Origin of the sequence: Stenotrophomonas sp. YAU14A_MKIMI4_1 (genome assembly GCF_003086855.1) — a bacterium.
Taxonomy (GTDB): Bacteria; Pseudomonadota; Gammaproteobacteria; order Xanthomonadales; family Xanthomonadaceae; genus Stenotrophomonas.
Genome location: NZ_CP025998.1, coordinates 2,728,167 through 2,742,817, shown reverse-complemented (window position 1 = coordinate 2,742,817; position 14,651 = coordinate 2,728,167). Strand labels below are relative to the sequence as shown.

Annotated in this window: 8 protein-coding genes; 3 read left to right on the top strand and 5 right to left on the bottom strand. The window is 65.8% G+C overall.

Annotation, left to right across the window (positions count from 1 at the left end; genetic code table 11):
* Positions 1-3 precede the first annotated feature (3 nt).
* The gene (locus tag C1931_RS12565; protein ID WP_108750029.1) at positions 4-933 is read right to left on the bottom strand and encodes a metalloregulator ArsR/SmtB family transcription factor; all 930 of its coding nucleotides are present in this window, start codon (positions 931-933) and stop codon (positions 4-6) included.
* A 164-nt stretch (positions 934-1,097) separates the two neighbouring features.
* On the opposite strand from C1931_RS12565, the gene C1931_RS12560 reads away from it, so the two are divergent.
* Entirely contained in the window at positions 1,098-2,246 is a 1,149-nt protein-coding gene (locus C1931_RS12560) for an acyl-CoA dehydrogenase family protein (RefSeq protein ID WP_108756597.1), read from the top strand.
* Positions 2,247-2,482: 236 nt separating this feature from the next.
* Here the strand turns inward: C1931_RS12560 and C1931_RS12555 are convergent, their stop codons facing one another.
* A complete protein-coding gene (locus tag C1931_RS12555; protein ID WP_108756596.1) occupies positions 2,483-3,400 on the bottom strand; it encodes a hypothetical protein in 918 nt (305 codons plus the stop codon).
* 250 nt (positions 3,401-3,650) lie between these two features.
* Between C1931_RS12555 and C1931_RS12550 the strand changes: the two genes are divergently transcribed.
* Positions 3,651-3,938, top strand: a complete 288-nt coding sequence (locus C1931_RS12550) for a hypothetical protein (protein WP_108756595.1) — start codon at positions 3,651-3,653, stop codon at positions 3,936-3,938.
* A gap of 193 nt (positions 3,939-4,131) precedes the next feature.
* Here C1931_RS12550 and C1931_RS12545 read toward each other — a convergent pair whose 3' ends face one another.
* From C1931_RS12545 to C1931_RS12535, 3 genes are read right to left on the bottom strand one after another with little or no spacing between them, the layout of a single operon-like run.
* Positions 4,132-7,302, bottom strand: a complete 3,171-nt coding sequence (locus tag C1931_RS12545) for a multidrug efflux RND transporter permease subunit (protein WP_108750025.1) — start codon at positions 7,300-7,302, stop codon at positions 4,132-4,134.
* Between the two features lie 15 nt (positions 7,303-7,317).
* Positions 7,318-8,562 (bottom strand): efflux RND transporter periplasmic adaptor subunit, encoded by a 1,245-nt coding sequence (locus C1931_RS12540; RefSeq protein WP_108756594.1) that lies wholly within the window; start codon positions 8,560-8,562, stop codon positions 7,318-7,320.
* Complete coding sequence (locus C1931_RS12535) at positions 8,562-9,218, bottom strand: TetR/AcrR family transcriptional regulator (RefSeq protein WP_108750023.1); 657 nt, start codon at positions 9,216-9,218, stop codon at positions 8,562-8,564. The genes C1931_RS12540 and C1931_RS12535 overlap by 1 nt, the downstream gene beginning before the upstream one ends.
* 262 nt (positions 9,219-9,480) lie before the next feature.
* Between C1931_RS12535 and C1931_RS12530 the strand changes: the two genes are divergently transcribed.
* Positions 9,481-14,457, top strand: a complete 4,977-nt coding sequence (locus C1931_RS12530; RefSeq protein ID WP_108756593.1) for an NAD-glutamate dehydrogenase domain-containing protein — start codon at positions 9,481-9,483, stop codon at positions 14,455-14,457.
* Positions 14,458-14,651 lie beyond the last annotated feature (194 nt).

Sequence of the window (14,651 nt, the reverse complement as noted above, 5' to 3'; positions counted from 1 at the left end):
ACCTCAGGGCTTGTTGGCGATCAGCGAGATGACTTCAAAGTGCGGCGGGCGCTTTTCGCGCGTGACTGTTTCCAGGCTCGATACCTGCAGTCCGGCCTTGTCCACGAACTTGCGCAGTTCCTTGTCGCTGAAACCGAGGTTGACGTGACCATAGGCTTCCACTGCTGCCTTGTGTTCGTGGCGGGCCAGGCTGCACAGCAGCAGCCGTCCGCCCGGGCGCAGCACGCGCGCCGCCTCGGTCACGGCCTGTGCCGGCTTGCTGGCATAGGTCAGCGCGTGCATCAGCACCACCAGGTCGAAGCTGCGGTCCTTGAAGGGCAGGGCATGCATGTCGCCTTCGCGTACTTCCACGTTGGGCAGGCGGCGCAGGCGCTCGCTGGCCGCGGCGACCACGCGCGCGCTGGTGTCGATGCAGATGTAGCGCTTGGCATGCGGGGCCACCAGCTCGGCCAGCACGCCATCGCCGGAGGCGATGTCCAGCACGTCGCCGGTTTCCAGCAGCGGCAGCGCGGTGCGCGCCAGCGCTTCCCAGGTGCGGCCCGGGGAATAGTGGCGTTCCATGTCGCCGGCCACGCTGTCGGCCCAGTTCTGGTCGGCGGCGCGGTGGGCCAGCACGGCGGCCACGCGTTCAGCATCCTGGCGCAGCAGCGGATCATCGCTTCCATTGCTCAGGGCATGCCACAATGCACGCTGCGCCGGGTCCAGCTGGGCCTCGTCGAAGCGGTAGTAGGCCGACACGCCCGAGCGGCGGTCGCGCACCAGGCCGGCTTCCTTCAGCCGCGCCAGATGGGTGGACACCCGCGGCTGCGCCAGCCGGGTGATGGCCGACAACTCGGCCACGGTCAGCTCCTCCTGCTCCAGCAGCGCCAGCAGGCGCACGCGGGTGGCGTCGGCGAACACCTTCAGGCGGGTCGACCAGTCTTCCAGATCCATAAATATCTACCTATCGCGATATAGAGATATATTCGCCGACGGGTGCTGCCATGGTCAAGCCGGTGCGTGCGGCGAGTCAGCCGCCGATGCCCGCCCGCAGTTACAATCGGCACATCCGGGGGCGCCTGTTGCGGCCCCCGTCATCATGTACCTGGGAGGGTGTTGTGGATTTCAGCTTTACCGAAGAGCAGTTGATGCTGCAGGACGTGGCGCGGCGCATCGCGCAGGAAAAGATCGCCCCCAGCGCGGAGCACCATGACCGCACCGGCGAGTTCCCCCTTGAGAACATCCGCCTGCTGGGCGAAAACGGCCTGATGGGCATCGAAGTGCCGACCGAGTACGGCGGCGCGGGCATGGACCCGATCGCCTACGTGCTGGCGATGGTGGAAGTGGCCGCCGGCGATGCCGCGCATTCGACCATCATGTCGGTGAACAATTCGCTGTTCTGCAACGGCATCCTGACCCACGGCAGCGAGGCGCAGAAGCAGAAGTACGTGCGCGCCATCGCCGAGGGCGAGGCCATCGGCGCCTTCGCGCTGACCGAGCCGCAGTCCGGTTCTGATGCCACCGCCATGCGCTGCCGCGCGGTGAAGCAGGCCGACGGCACCTACGTGATCAACGGCAAGAAGAGCTGGATCACCTCCGGCCCGGTGGCCAAGTACATCGTGCTGTTCGCGATGAGCGAGCCGGACAAGGGCGCGCGTGGCATTACCGCCTTCCTGGTGGACACCGACAAGGCCGGCTTCGGCCGCGGCAAGACCGAGCCCAAGCTGGGCATCCGTGCGTCGGCCACCTGCGAGATCGAGTTCAATGATTACGTGGCGCAGCCCGATGAAGTGCTCGGCCAGGAAGGCGAGGGCTTCAAGATCGCCATGGGCGTGCTCGACGCCGGCCGTATCGGCATTGCCTCGCAGGCGATCGGCATTGCCCGTGCTGCGTATGAAGCCACGATCGAATACGTGAAGGACCGCAAGGCCTTCGGCGCGGCCATCGGCACCTTCCAGATGACCCAGGCCAAGATTGCCGACATGAAGTGCAAGCTGGACGCAGCGCTGCTGCTGACCCTGCGCGCGGCGTGGGTGAAGGGCGAGGGCAAGCGCTTCAGCAACGAGGCGGCCATCGCCAAGCTGACCGCCTCGGAAGCGGCGATGTGGATCACCCACCAGGCGGTGCAGATCCACGGCGGCATGGGCTATTCCAAGGAAATGCCGCTGGAGCGCTACTTCCGTGATGCCAAGATCACCGAGATCTACGAAGGCACCTCGGAAATCCAACGCCTGGTGATCGCCCGCAACGAGACCGGGCTGCGCTGAGCCGCATGGGGGCCGGCCCTGGATGCGTGCCAACCTTGGTTGGCACGCATCCAGGGCGCCAACCAAGGTTGGCGACTACCGGGCTCCCGCCGCTCTGGCACCAACGAGAAGACTCCGGTGGGCTGCGCCGCTGCAATGGCGGCGCATGGGAGCCCCCTCGGTCGGTGCCAACCTTGGTTGGCACGCATCTACGAGCGCCAACCAAGGTTGGCGCCTACCGCAAGGCCAGGCGCAGGCTAGCGCGGCACCTGGCAGTGCAGCTGCCTGCCATCCCATCGGCAGATCGGGCCGGAGGGTGCCGCACCCGGGTTGACCTCGATCTGCACCCCGTACAGGTGCGCCGAGTCCAGCCAGCGCTGGTAGTCGTCATCATTGTTGAAGTGGTAGTTGCCCACATACCCTTCGCCGGTTTCTGTATTGGATGCGGCGCCATCGGGAATGCGGTTGCCCTGGGCATCCACGCTTTCACCGGTCACGTACCGGGCCTTGTCCACGGCGTCTGGTGAGATGACCAATCGGGTCTGCGAGCCGTCCCGCCAGGTGATGACATAGGTGACCGTGTCGACGCCGAACAGCTTGCTCACCCAGCTCAGGACAATGGATGAAATGGTCGTCGCGAGTGAATTCCAGGCGGGTTGCTGGCTGTCAGCGCCGCTGAAGGCCCGGCCGATGGCCAGCTCCAGTTGGCTGCGGTAGGTCGCTGACTGCACTACGTCGTACGCGTTGAGCGCTTTCATGGCGTCAGGAAAGGTGATGCCGTTGGCCATCTGCGGATCGTCCGGATGCACGGGCACCACGGCGCCGCGCCCGAATGCCTGCGGCACGAACTGGGTGCCGGGGCCGAGATGCGCGTTTGGCAGGCCAAGAATTCGGTTGAACATGCGCGTGACCTCGGCCGGGGCCGGCGTGGGCAGCGCGCGGTATCGCTGAAGTTCGCGGTCGTATTCCACGTTATAGGCGCTCAGTCGCTGTTGCTGCGGATCGACGACGACGGTAAGCCCGGTGCCCGACTGCAGCGCCGCGGCGCGAGGGTCTGCACAGTTGACGCAGGGCACGACGCCTCCGGCGCGGGCATCCAGATGCGGGGCCAGGCCGGCCGTAAGTAGAAGCCAGGCCGCGACAAGACGTCTGGCAGAAGAGAGTGATGGGTGCATGGTTCGGTCATTCCGTTGAAGGAATGCTCTGGATAGCGTTCTGCGCGCGAGCGAACCGGGAGCCGGATCCCATCTGCGGAATGTCGGATCGCATGCGTAGGTTTGAGTCGCGATTGACGCAATGGAAGGCCGCAGATGCAGCGCGATACCCAGCACAAGGCGCTGGCAGCCGCAGTCAGTCCCGACAATTGCGACACAACGCGCGCCGCCATGGTCAAATGCGATCCGCTTTTCGTTGTGGAGACGTTGAATGATCTATCGCGGTTGGGGGTTTGTGACCCTGGTGACGCCGATTGCAGCGATCCTGTTGCTGGCGTATTTCTTCCCGCACGAAGGCCCGAAGGGCAATATTCCGCTGCAGCAGGTGCTGCTGGGCGCGGGCCTGGGTGCTGCGCTGAACGTGCTGCTGGGGCTGTGGTTGAACCGCGCGCCGCGGCAGAAGGGTGAGGCCGCGCCGCATCATTTCTTCTTCGTGCCGATGCAGTGGGTGGCGCTGCTGATCGTGTTGTTGTGCGGCGCGATCGCGTTGCTGCGCTGAAGCGCGGCGAGTGCCAACCAAGGTTGGCACCTACCCGAAGCGCCCGCACATGGTGGGTGCCAACCAAGGCTGGCACCTACCCCAAGCGCCTGCACCCGGTAGGTGCCAACCTTGGTTGGCACCCATCCCGGTAGTCGCCAACAAAAAGGCCCCGGATCGCTCCGGGGCCTTTTCATTTCACTCTACTGCCGGATCAACGATCCGGACGGTGTGCCGATTCGGCGTCGCGCTGGCGTTCCATGAACTCCTTGGACGGCTCGTCGAGCTTGTCGCCCAGCATGCGGCGCACCACCACGAAGAACACCGGGATCATCAGCAGACCCAACAGGGTGGCAAACAGCATGCCGCCGATCACGCCGGTACCGATGGCGTGGCGCGAGTTGGCGCCGGCACCGGTGGAGATGGCCATCGGGATCACGCCCATGATGAAGGCGAACGAGGTCATCAGGATCGGGCGGAAACGCAGGCGGGCCGCTTCAATCGTGGCATCGCGCAGGGTCTTGCCCGCTGCCCGCTGCTCCACCGCGAATTCCACGATCAGGATCGCGTTCTTCGCGGCCAGGCCAATCACGGTGATCATGCCGATCTTGAAGAAGATGTCGTTGGGCAGGCCACGCATCATCGACAGACCGATGGCACCCAGCACGCCCAGCGGAACCACCAGCAGCACCGCCACCGGAATCGACCAGCTTTCATACAGCGCGGCCAGGCAGAGGAACACCACCACCACCGACAGCACCAGCAGCAGGGTGGCTGCGTTGCCCGCCAGGATTTCCTGGTAGGACATGCCTGACCAGTCGTAACCATAGCCGGCCGGCAGGTCGTTGTTGACGATGTCTTCCATCGCCGTCATCGCTTCACCCGAGCTCTTGCCCGGTGCCTGCGAGCCGACGATGTTGATGGCCGAATAGCCGTTGTAGCGGCTCAGCGACGGCGGTGCCGACACCCACTCGGAACTGACCACGGTGCTCAGCGGGATCATCGCGCTGGTACCGTCGGCATTGGTGGTCAGGCTGGACGGGCTGTAGAAGCTCTTCAGCGATTCCTGGCCGGTACGGTACGGCGCGTCGGCCTGCATGGTCACGCGCTTGATGCGGCCCTGGTAGAAGAAGTCGTTCACGTACACCGGGGCCAGCATCAGCTGCACCGTGCTGTACACGTCCGACACCGACATGCCCATCGACTGCGCCTGCACGCGGTCCACGTGCAGCTGCAGCTGCGGGGCGTTTTCCAGGCCGTTGGGGCGCACGCCGGCCAGCTTGTCGGTTTCCTGCGCGGCCTTGCCCAGCAGCATGTTGCGCGCCTGGGTCAGCTGTTCGTAGCCCTGGCCGCCACGGTCCTGCAGCCACATGTCGAAGCCGCCGAACTGGCCCAGACCCTGCACGGTGGGCAGGTTGACCACGAAGATCTGCGCTTCCTTGATGCCGTAGAACGCGCCGTTCATGTTCTGGATGAACTCCGGAACGGTGACCTTGCGCTCGTCCCATGGCTTGAGGCGGATGAAGCCCATGCCCACGTTTTCGCCGGAACCGACGAAGCTGAAGCCGGCGATCTGCATCAGGCCTTCATAGCCTTCCTGCTTTTCCAGGATGCCGCGCATCTGGGCGAAGACTTCGTTGGTCTGGCTCTTCGGCGAACCCGGCGGCAGCTGCACGATGGCCAGTGCGTAGCCCTGGTCTTCTTCAGGCAGGAAGCTGCCCGGCATGCGGGTGAACAGGAAGCCGCACAGCGCGGTCAGCACCACGGCCAGGATCATCCAGCGCGGCGCATGCTTCACCGCCGAGGTGATGTGGCCGACGTAGGTGTGGCTGATCTTGTCGTAGTACTTGTTGAAGGTGCGGTAGACGATGTTCGGGTGGTCGTTGTGGGTCGGCTTCAGGAAGGTGGCACACAGGGCCGGGGTGAAGCCCAGCGCCAGGAACGCCGAGAAGCCCATCGAAATGGCGATGGTCAGTGCGAACTGCTTGTAGATCTCACCGGCCGCGCCGCCCTGCAGCGCCGAGGGGATGAACACTGCCGCCAGCACGACGGTGATGGCCACCACCGCGCCGGTGATCTGGGTCATCGCTTTCTGGGTGGCCGGCTTGGGCGCCAGGCCCTCCTCGGTCATGATGCGCTCGACGTTCTCGATCACCACGATCGCGTCATCGACCACGATGCCGATCGCCAGCACCATCGCGAACAGGGTCAGCTGGTTGATCGTGAAGCCGATCATCCACATGCCCAGGAAGGTACCCAGCAGGGCCACCGGAATGACCAGGGTGGGGATGATGGTGGCGCGGAAGTTCTGCAGGAAGATCAGCATCACCAGGAACACCAGCAACACCGCTTCAAACAGCGTCTTGACCACTTCCTCGATGGAGATCTTGACGAAGGTGGTGCTGTCGTACGGCGAGAACCAGCTCACGCCCGCCGGGAAGCTGGGCTGCAGTTCGTCCATCTTGGCGCGCACCGCATCGGCCACGTTCAGGGCGTTTGCGCCCGGCAGCAGCTGGATGGCGAAGGCGCCGGTGGGGGCACCGTTGTACTGGGTGTCGAAGCCGTAGTTGTTGGCACCGAAGCCGATACGGGCGATGTCCTTCAGCAGCACGCGCGAGCCGTCGGCGTTGGCGCGCAGGATGATGTTCTCGAACTCTTCGGGCGAGCTGAAGCGGCCTTCGGCCGAGACCGTGGCGGTGAAGTGGCCATCGGGCGAGGGGTCCGAACCCAGCGAACCGGCAGCGAACTGCACGTTCTGGGCGCGCACCGCCGCCAGCACCTGGCTGGCCGACAGGCCGTAGCCCTGCATCTTTTCCGGGTTCAGCCAGATGTTCATGGCGTACTCGGAACCGAACTGCTGGGTGCTGCCGACGCCGGGGATACGCGAGACCTGGTCGAGCACGCGCGAGCCGACGATGTCGTTCAGCGCATCACGGGTGATCGACGGGGTTTCCGAACGCAGGCCCACCACCATCAGGAAGCCGGCGTTGGCCTTGGCCACCACCACGCCCTGCTGGGTCACTTCGGTGGGCAGGCGCGGCGTGGCCAGCGACACCTTGTTCTGCACCTGCACCTGGGCGATGTCCGGGTCGGTACCGGTTTCAAAGGTCAGGGTGATCTGCGCACGGCCGTTGGACGAGGACGACGAGCTGAAATACAGCAGGTGATCGATACCGGTCAGCTGCTGCTCGATCACCTGGGTGACCGATTTTTCCGTCGTGTCCGCGCTGGCGCCCGGGTAGGTGGCCGACACGGTCACCTGCGGTGGGGCGATGTTGGGGTAGGACTCCACGCCAAGGTTGAGGATCGCGATCACGCCGCTGAGCGAGATCAGGATCGCCACCACCCAGGCGAAGACCGGATGTTCGATGAAAAATTTAGGCATGACGGAAGGGTCCCGTTACTGCTTGTTCGATTCGGTGGCAGCCGGTTCGGCCTGGTCGGCCGCTTCGGCCGGGGCCTTGTCGGCGGCCGGTGCGGCACCGGCGGCGGCCGGCTTGGCGCTGGCATTGGCGTCCTGGCCCGGGGTCCAGGGCTTGGCCGTGGCCGGCGCCCCTTCCTTGACCTTCTGCACGCCGGCCACGATCACCTTGTCACCGGCGGCCAGGCCGTCGCTGACCAGCCAGTTGCCGCCCTGGGCACCGTCGGTCTTCACGTTCTTGCGCACCACCTTGCCGTCGGCGCCGACCACCATCACGAAGCCGCCCATGGTGTCGCGCTGCAGGGCCTGCTGCGGAACCAGGTAGGCGTTGTTGCGGTCACCCAGGTTGGCCTGGAAGCTGACGAAGGCGCCCGGCAGCAGGATCTGCTGCGGGTTCGGCAGCACCGCACGCAGGGACACCGCACCGGTGGTCGGGTCCACGGTGGTGGACGAGAAGTCCAGGGTGCCCTGTTCGCCGTAGGTGGTGCCGTCGGACAGCTTCACCGCCACGGTGGCCTTGCCATCGCCGGACAGCGCCAGCGCGCCCTTGGCCTGCTGCGCGCGCAGCAGGCTCAGTTCGTCCACGCTCAGCGAGAAGTTCACGTACAGCGGGTCCAGCTGGTCCACGGTGGTCAGCAGGGTCACATCGCCCTGGCCGACCAGCGCGCCTTCGGTCACCTGCTGCTTGTTGGCCACGCCGCTGATCGGCGCGGTCACTTCGGCATAGCCCAGGCTGATGCGCGAGGACGACACGGCCGCCTCGGCCTGCTTCACCGCGGCCAGCGCGGTGCGCTCGGTGGCCTGGGCCGCGTCCAGGTCGGACTTGGACACGTACTGCTGCGGGGCCAGCGAACGGGCGCGGTCGGCGGCGACCTTGGCGTTGGCATAGGTGGCGCGGGCCGAGGCCAGCTGGGCCTCGGAAGCATTCAGTTCGGCGCGCAGCGGGGCCGGATCGATCAGGAACAGGGTCTGGCCCTGCTTGACCTGGCTGCCTTCCTGGTAGACGCGCTTGAGCAGCACGCCGGGCACGCGGGCGCGCACGTCGGCACTGCGGTAGGGCGACAGGCGGCCGACCAGTTCACGCTGCAGCGGCAGGGTCTGCGGCTTGGCATCGATCACGCCCACTTCCGGCGGCGGGGGCGTCTGCTGTTCCGGCTTCTTGCAGGCCGCCAGGGCGACAGCGACGGCGCACGTCAAGGCAAGGGTGCGGAGTGGGGCGGTCATCAGGAGAAACTCCGGTGTTGGTTTGTAGACGGGACCGCTGCCGGTTCCGGCGCGAACGCGCGCAGGAAACCGTCAACGGAGAACTCGGCCCAGCGCCTGCGCGCACGCGCGTCATCGCGATGGGGGGTATGGAAGCGTTGTTTGTCGAAATCCTGACCGGCGATCATGCTCAGCAGCAGTTCGGCCATGTAGTGCGGGTCGTCATGCCGGAGCAGGCCACGCCTGCAAACGGTTTCAATCCATTCAGCAAGATGAAGTGTCAGCGCCCCGGCGCCTTCCCGGTACAGCGTACGCGCCTCTTCGGGGAACTGGGATGCATCGGCGGCAATCAGTCGGCAGGCCTGGCCCACGTGGGGCTGGTTGAAGTGCTCCAGGAAGTCGGTGGCGAACTGCAACAGGCTGGCACGCAGGTCGTCACTGCGGAGTGCACGCAGCAGGATGCCGCTGGCATCGCCCACGTGCCGCTGCACGACCCGGCGCAGCAGGTCCTGCTTGTTGCCGTAGCGCGAATAGAGCGTCTGTTTGGAACAGCCGGCCTGCTGGGCCACCGCGTCCATGCTCATCTGCATGCCCTGGCGGCCCAGCAGTTCGCGCACGGCATCGAACACGCGCTCATCGCGCGCGTCCACGGCAACGGGGAGGGTAGTGGGGTTCACGCGGTGGACTATACCGTCCAGTTCAGGATTGTGGAATCGTGCCGATAGTCCTGCCTGTCGCCTGCCGCGTGGTTTTCCGTAACACGCTTTGCCGATCCTGTCGGCAGCGGCGCAACGCCCGTGCGCGCCATACCGGTGCGAACTGAATAGGCGTCTAAACCGCAGCAAACCCGAATCTGGTTATTCCGTCCTGCAGCAAGGCCTTTACGCGGGATAGGTCTACAATTTCATTTTCCCAACTGAGCAAGCGCATCGCTCTGCCATGAAACCGCAAAAAACCGCAGCCAAGACCGTGAAAAACAAGACCAAGCCAGCTGAGTCGGAGGTCGCAGTGACCGCTGGTTTCTCCCTGGAGCCGGTGTACACGGCCTTGCGCAAGCGTTACCCCTCTGCCGCGCAGGCCGAGGCAGTGGCATTCGCCGCGGATTTCTACAAGCGCATGGAGTCGGACGAGTTCCCGCACCACAGCGCTGACGAGTGGGCCGCGCTGGCCGCCGACACGCTGGAATTCGCCCGTGCCCGCAAGGCCGGCAAGGCCAATGTGCGCGTGTTCAATCCGACCACCAAGGCCAACGGCTGGGAATCGCCGCACACGGTGCTGCAGATCGTCAATGACGATATGCCGTTCCTCGTCGATACCGTCACCATGACCCTGGCCGAACAGGGCGTGGGCGTGCATGTGCTGGGCCACCCGGTGCTGCGCTTCACCCGCGACAAGGCCGGCAAGCTGGCCAAGGTGGGCGAGGGCGACGCCGAATCGGTGATGCTGCTGGAGATCGACCGCCAGCCGGCCGATGCCATGGCCGCCATCGAGCAGGCCATCAACAAGGCGCTGGACGAAGTGCGCGCCATCGTGCGCGACTGGCAGCCGATGAAGGACAAGGCCCTTGCCCTGGCCGACGACCTCGGCAGCCGCACCCTGCCGGTGGACGACACCTCGCGCGCCGAAGCACAGGAATTCCTGCGCTGGGCCGCCGACAACCACTTCACCTTCTTCGGCTACCGCGAATACCGCGTTGAGAAGCAGGGCAAGGAAGAAGTGCTGGCACCGCTGAACGACACCGGCCTGGGCCTGATGCGCGGCAAGGACAAGTCCGCTGCGCGCCCGGTCAAGACGCTGGCCGCGCAGGGCCTGAACACCACGTCCGGGCTGAAGGACGCGCTGATCCTGACCAAGACCAATGCCCGTTCGCGCGTGCACCGCGCCGGCTACATGGACTACATCGGCGTGCTGGAATTCGACGCCAAGGGCAAGATCATCGGCGAACAGCGCTTCCTGGGCCTGTTCACCTCCAGCGCCTACAACCGCCGCCCGTGGGAAATCCCGCTGGTGCGCCAGCGCCACGAACACGTGATGAAGCAGTCCGGCCTGGCCCCGGCCAGCCACAGCGGCAAGGCCCTGCGCCACATCCTGGAAACCCTGCCGCGCGAAGAGCTGTTCCAGTCCAGCGAGGACGAACTGCTGCGCACCGCCATGGGCGTGCTGGGCCTGCAGGAACGCGTGCGCAGCCGCCTGTTCCTGCGCCGCGACAAGTACAGCCGTTTCATTTCCGCACTGGTCTACCTGCCGCGCGAGCGCTTCAACACCGACGTGCGCCTGCGCATCGAGGCCATGCTGAAGGAAGCGCTGCACGGTGAGTACGTGGACAGCTCGGTGGTGCTGGGCGAATCGCCGCTGGCCCAGGTGCACCTGATCGTGCGCCCCAAGCCGGGCGAAATGCTGGACGTCGATACCGCCGAACTGGAACAGAAGCTGGCCCAGGTGCTGCGCAACTGGCAGGACGACCTGCGTGAAGCGCTGGTGTCGCGCCATGGCGAAACCGAAGGCCTGCGCATTGCCGCACGCATCGGCAAGGCACTGCCGGCCGGCTACATCGAAGACAACAGCACCGCCGTTGCCGCCAACGATGTCAGCCAGCTCGATGCGCTGACCGGCCCGGACGACCTGCGCCTGAGCCTGCAGGCCGTGCCGCGCGAAAGCGGCGATGGCCTGCGCCTGAAGCTGTACCGCCAGCTGGACGACATTCCGCTGTCGGACGCGCTGCCGATGATGGAGAACATGGGCCTGCGCGTGATCGCCGAGCGCCCGTACCGCCTGTCGGTGGACAACGCGCCGGTGTACGTGCAGGACTTCGAAGTCGAATCGACCGCCGGCGCCATCGATGCCGCGCGCGTGGATGAAGCCTTCGGCGAGACCTTCGCCCGCGTCTGGCACGGCGATGCCGAGAACGATGGCTTCAACCGCCTGGTACTGGCCGCCGGCCTGCACTGGCGCCAGGTCGCCATGCTGCGTGGCTACTGCAAGTACCTGCTGCAGACCGGCGTGCCGTTCTCGCAGGCCTATGTGGAGGGCACTTTCGCCCGCTACCCGCTGCTGGCGCGCCTGCTGGTGGAGCTGTTCGAAGCCCGCTTCGATCCGGCCACCGGCCACGAGAGCAAGGACGACATCGCCGCGGGCCAGGCCCATCTGAAGGCCCACTTCGATGTGCTGGCCGCCGGCGACGAGGCCACCCTGAAGGTGCTCAAGACCGTGGTCGACGCCCGCAAGGGTGACCGCGATGCGCAGATGCAGGCCGCGCGCGATGCGCTGCTCAAGCTGATGGACCGCGTGTCCAGCCTGGACGAGGACCGCATCCTGCGCTCGTTCATGGGCGTGATCGACGCGACCCTGCGCACCAGCTACTACCAGACCGATGCCAACGGCCAGCACGGCCATGTCATCAGCTTCAAGTTCGATTCGGCACTGGTGCCGGACCTGCCCAAGCCGCGCCCGTATCGCGAAATCTTCGTGTACGGCCCGCGCGTGGAAGGCACCCACCTGCGCTTCGGCGCCGTGGCCCGTGGCGGCCTGCGCTGGTCGGATCGTCGCGAAGACTTCCGTACCGAGGTGCTGGGCCTGGTCAAGGCGCAGATGGTGAAGAACACCGTGATCGTGCCGGTCGGCGCCAAGGGCGGCTTCTTCGCCAAGATGCCGCCGGTGAACGGTGATCGCGATGCGATCTTCGCCAACGGCGTGGCCTGCTACAAGCTGTTCATCCAGGGCCTGCTGGACATCACCGACAACATCGTCAACAACAAGATCGTGCCGCCGGTGGACGTTGTGCGCCACGACATGGACGACCCGTACCTGGTGGTGGCGGCCGACAAGGGCACGGCGACCTTCAGTGACATCGCCAACGGCCTGGCCATCGCCCACGGCTTCTGGATGGGCGATGCGTTCGCCTCCGGTGGTTCGGTCGGTTACGACCACAAGGGCATGGGCATCACCGCGCGCGGTGCGTGGGAATCGGTCAAGCGCCACTTCCGTGCGCTGGGCCGTGACAGCCAGACCCAGGACTTCACCACCGTCGGCGTCGGCGACATGTCCGGCGACGTGTTCGGCAACGGCATGCTGCTGTCGCGCCACATCCGCCTGCTGGCCGCGTTCGACCACCGCCACATCTTCCTGGACCCGAACCCGGATGCGGCCACCTCGTTCGTCGAGCGCGAGCGCATGTTCACCGTGCCGCGTTCCAGCTGGGCCGACTACGATGCCAAGCTGATCAGCAAGGGCGGCGGCATCTATCCGCGCAGCCTGAAGTCGATCGAGATCACCCCGCAGGTGCGAGAAGCACTGGGCCTGGACGAGAACGTCAAGGCGCTGTCGCCGAACGATCTGATGAGCGCGATCCTGAAGGCACCGGTGGACCTGCTGTGGAACGGCGGCATCGGTACCTACGTGAAGGCTGCCAGCGAACAGCACAGCGACGTCGGCGACCGCGCCAACAACGCGCTGCGCGTGAACGGTGGCGAGCTGCGCTGCAAGGTGGTGGGCGAGGGCGGCAACCTGGGCATGACCCAGCTGGGCCGCATCGAAGCCGCCCAGGCCGGCGTGCTGCTCAACACCGACTTCATCGACAACTCGGCCGGTGTGGATACCTCCGACCACGAAGTCAACATCAAGATCCTGCTCAACGATGTGGTGCGGGCCAAGAAGCTGACCGTTGAACAGCGCAACAAGCTGCTGGCGTCGATGACCGACGAAGTGGCCGATCTGGTGCTGAACGACAACTACCGCCAGAACCAGGCGCTGAGCCTGATGGAGCGGATGGCCGTCAAGCGCCTGGGTTCCAAGCAGCACTTCATCCGCACGCTGGAACAGCAGGGCCTGCTGGATCGCCAGATCGAGTTCCTGCCGTCCGATGCCGAGCTGTCCCAGCGCAAGGCACGTGGCCAGGGCCTGACCCGTCCGGAACTGTCGGTGCTGCTGTCCTATTCCAAGCTGGTGGCGTTCGCCCAGCTGCTGGACTCGGATATTCCCGAAGACCCGTACCTGTCCAAGGAACTGCAGCGCTACTTCCCGACCCCGCTGCAGAAGAAGTACGCCGACGCGATGGAGCGTCACCGCCTGAAGCGCGAAATCATCGCCACGGCCGTGACCAACCAGACCATCAACCGCATGGGTGCCACCTTCCTGATGCGCATGCAGGAAGACACCGGCCGTTCCATTGCCGAGGTTGCCAAGGCCTACACCATCAGCCGCGAAACGCTGGATGCCCGCGCGCTGTGGGCGCAGATCGATGCGCTGGACGGCAAGCTGCCCGAATCGGTGCAGATCGACGCACTGGAAGTGATCTGGAAGCTGCAGCGTTCGTTCGTGCGTTGGCTGCTGTCGCGTCCGGGCCCGATGCCGGGCATCACCGAGGCGGTGAACCGCTACCAGGGGCCGTTCAACGACATCCGCGTCGCGTCGGGCGTGCTGCCTGATTCGCAGCGTCCGACCTACGAAGCCCTGGTGGCTGAGTGGAAGGAGAAGGGCCTGCCGTCGGCACTGGCACAGCAGCTGGCGGAACTGCACTTCCTGGAGCCGGCGTTCGACATCATCGAACTGGCCCGTACCCGCAAGCTGAAGCCGGTGGACGTGTCCAAGATCCACTTCCGCCTGGGCGATGCCCTGCAGCTGCCGTGGCTGTTCGAGCAGATCGACGCGCTGGAGGTCAACGGCCGCTGGCATGCCGTGGCCCGTGGCGTGCTGCGCGACGAGCTGGCCCACCACCACCGCAACCTGGCCGGCCAGGTGCTGGCGACCAAGGGCAGCAGTGCCGAGGCCAAGGTGTCGGCGTGGATCGGCCGCGACGACAACAGCCTGCGCTTCACCCTGTCGATGCTGGCCGAACTGGCCGAGCAGAAGACCCTGGACTACCCGACCGTTTCGGTCGCGGTGCAGCGCCTGGGTCAGCTCGCAGCACACGGCGCGTAACTGAAGTAGTGCCAGGCCACGCCTGGCATGCATGAACCAGAACGGCCCCGCGAAAGCGGGGCCGTTCTGCGTTGGGGGCCGCCGTTCGCCGGGCATGGCCCGGCGCTACCAGCGTGCGGGATTGCAGGTGGCGCCGGGCCATGCCCGGCGAGCGCAGCGGCGCTCGGTTATGCTCTTGAACAGCCTTCCCCCGG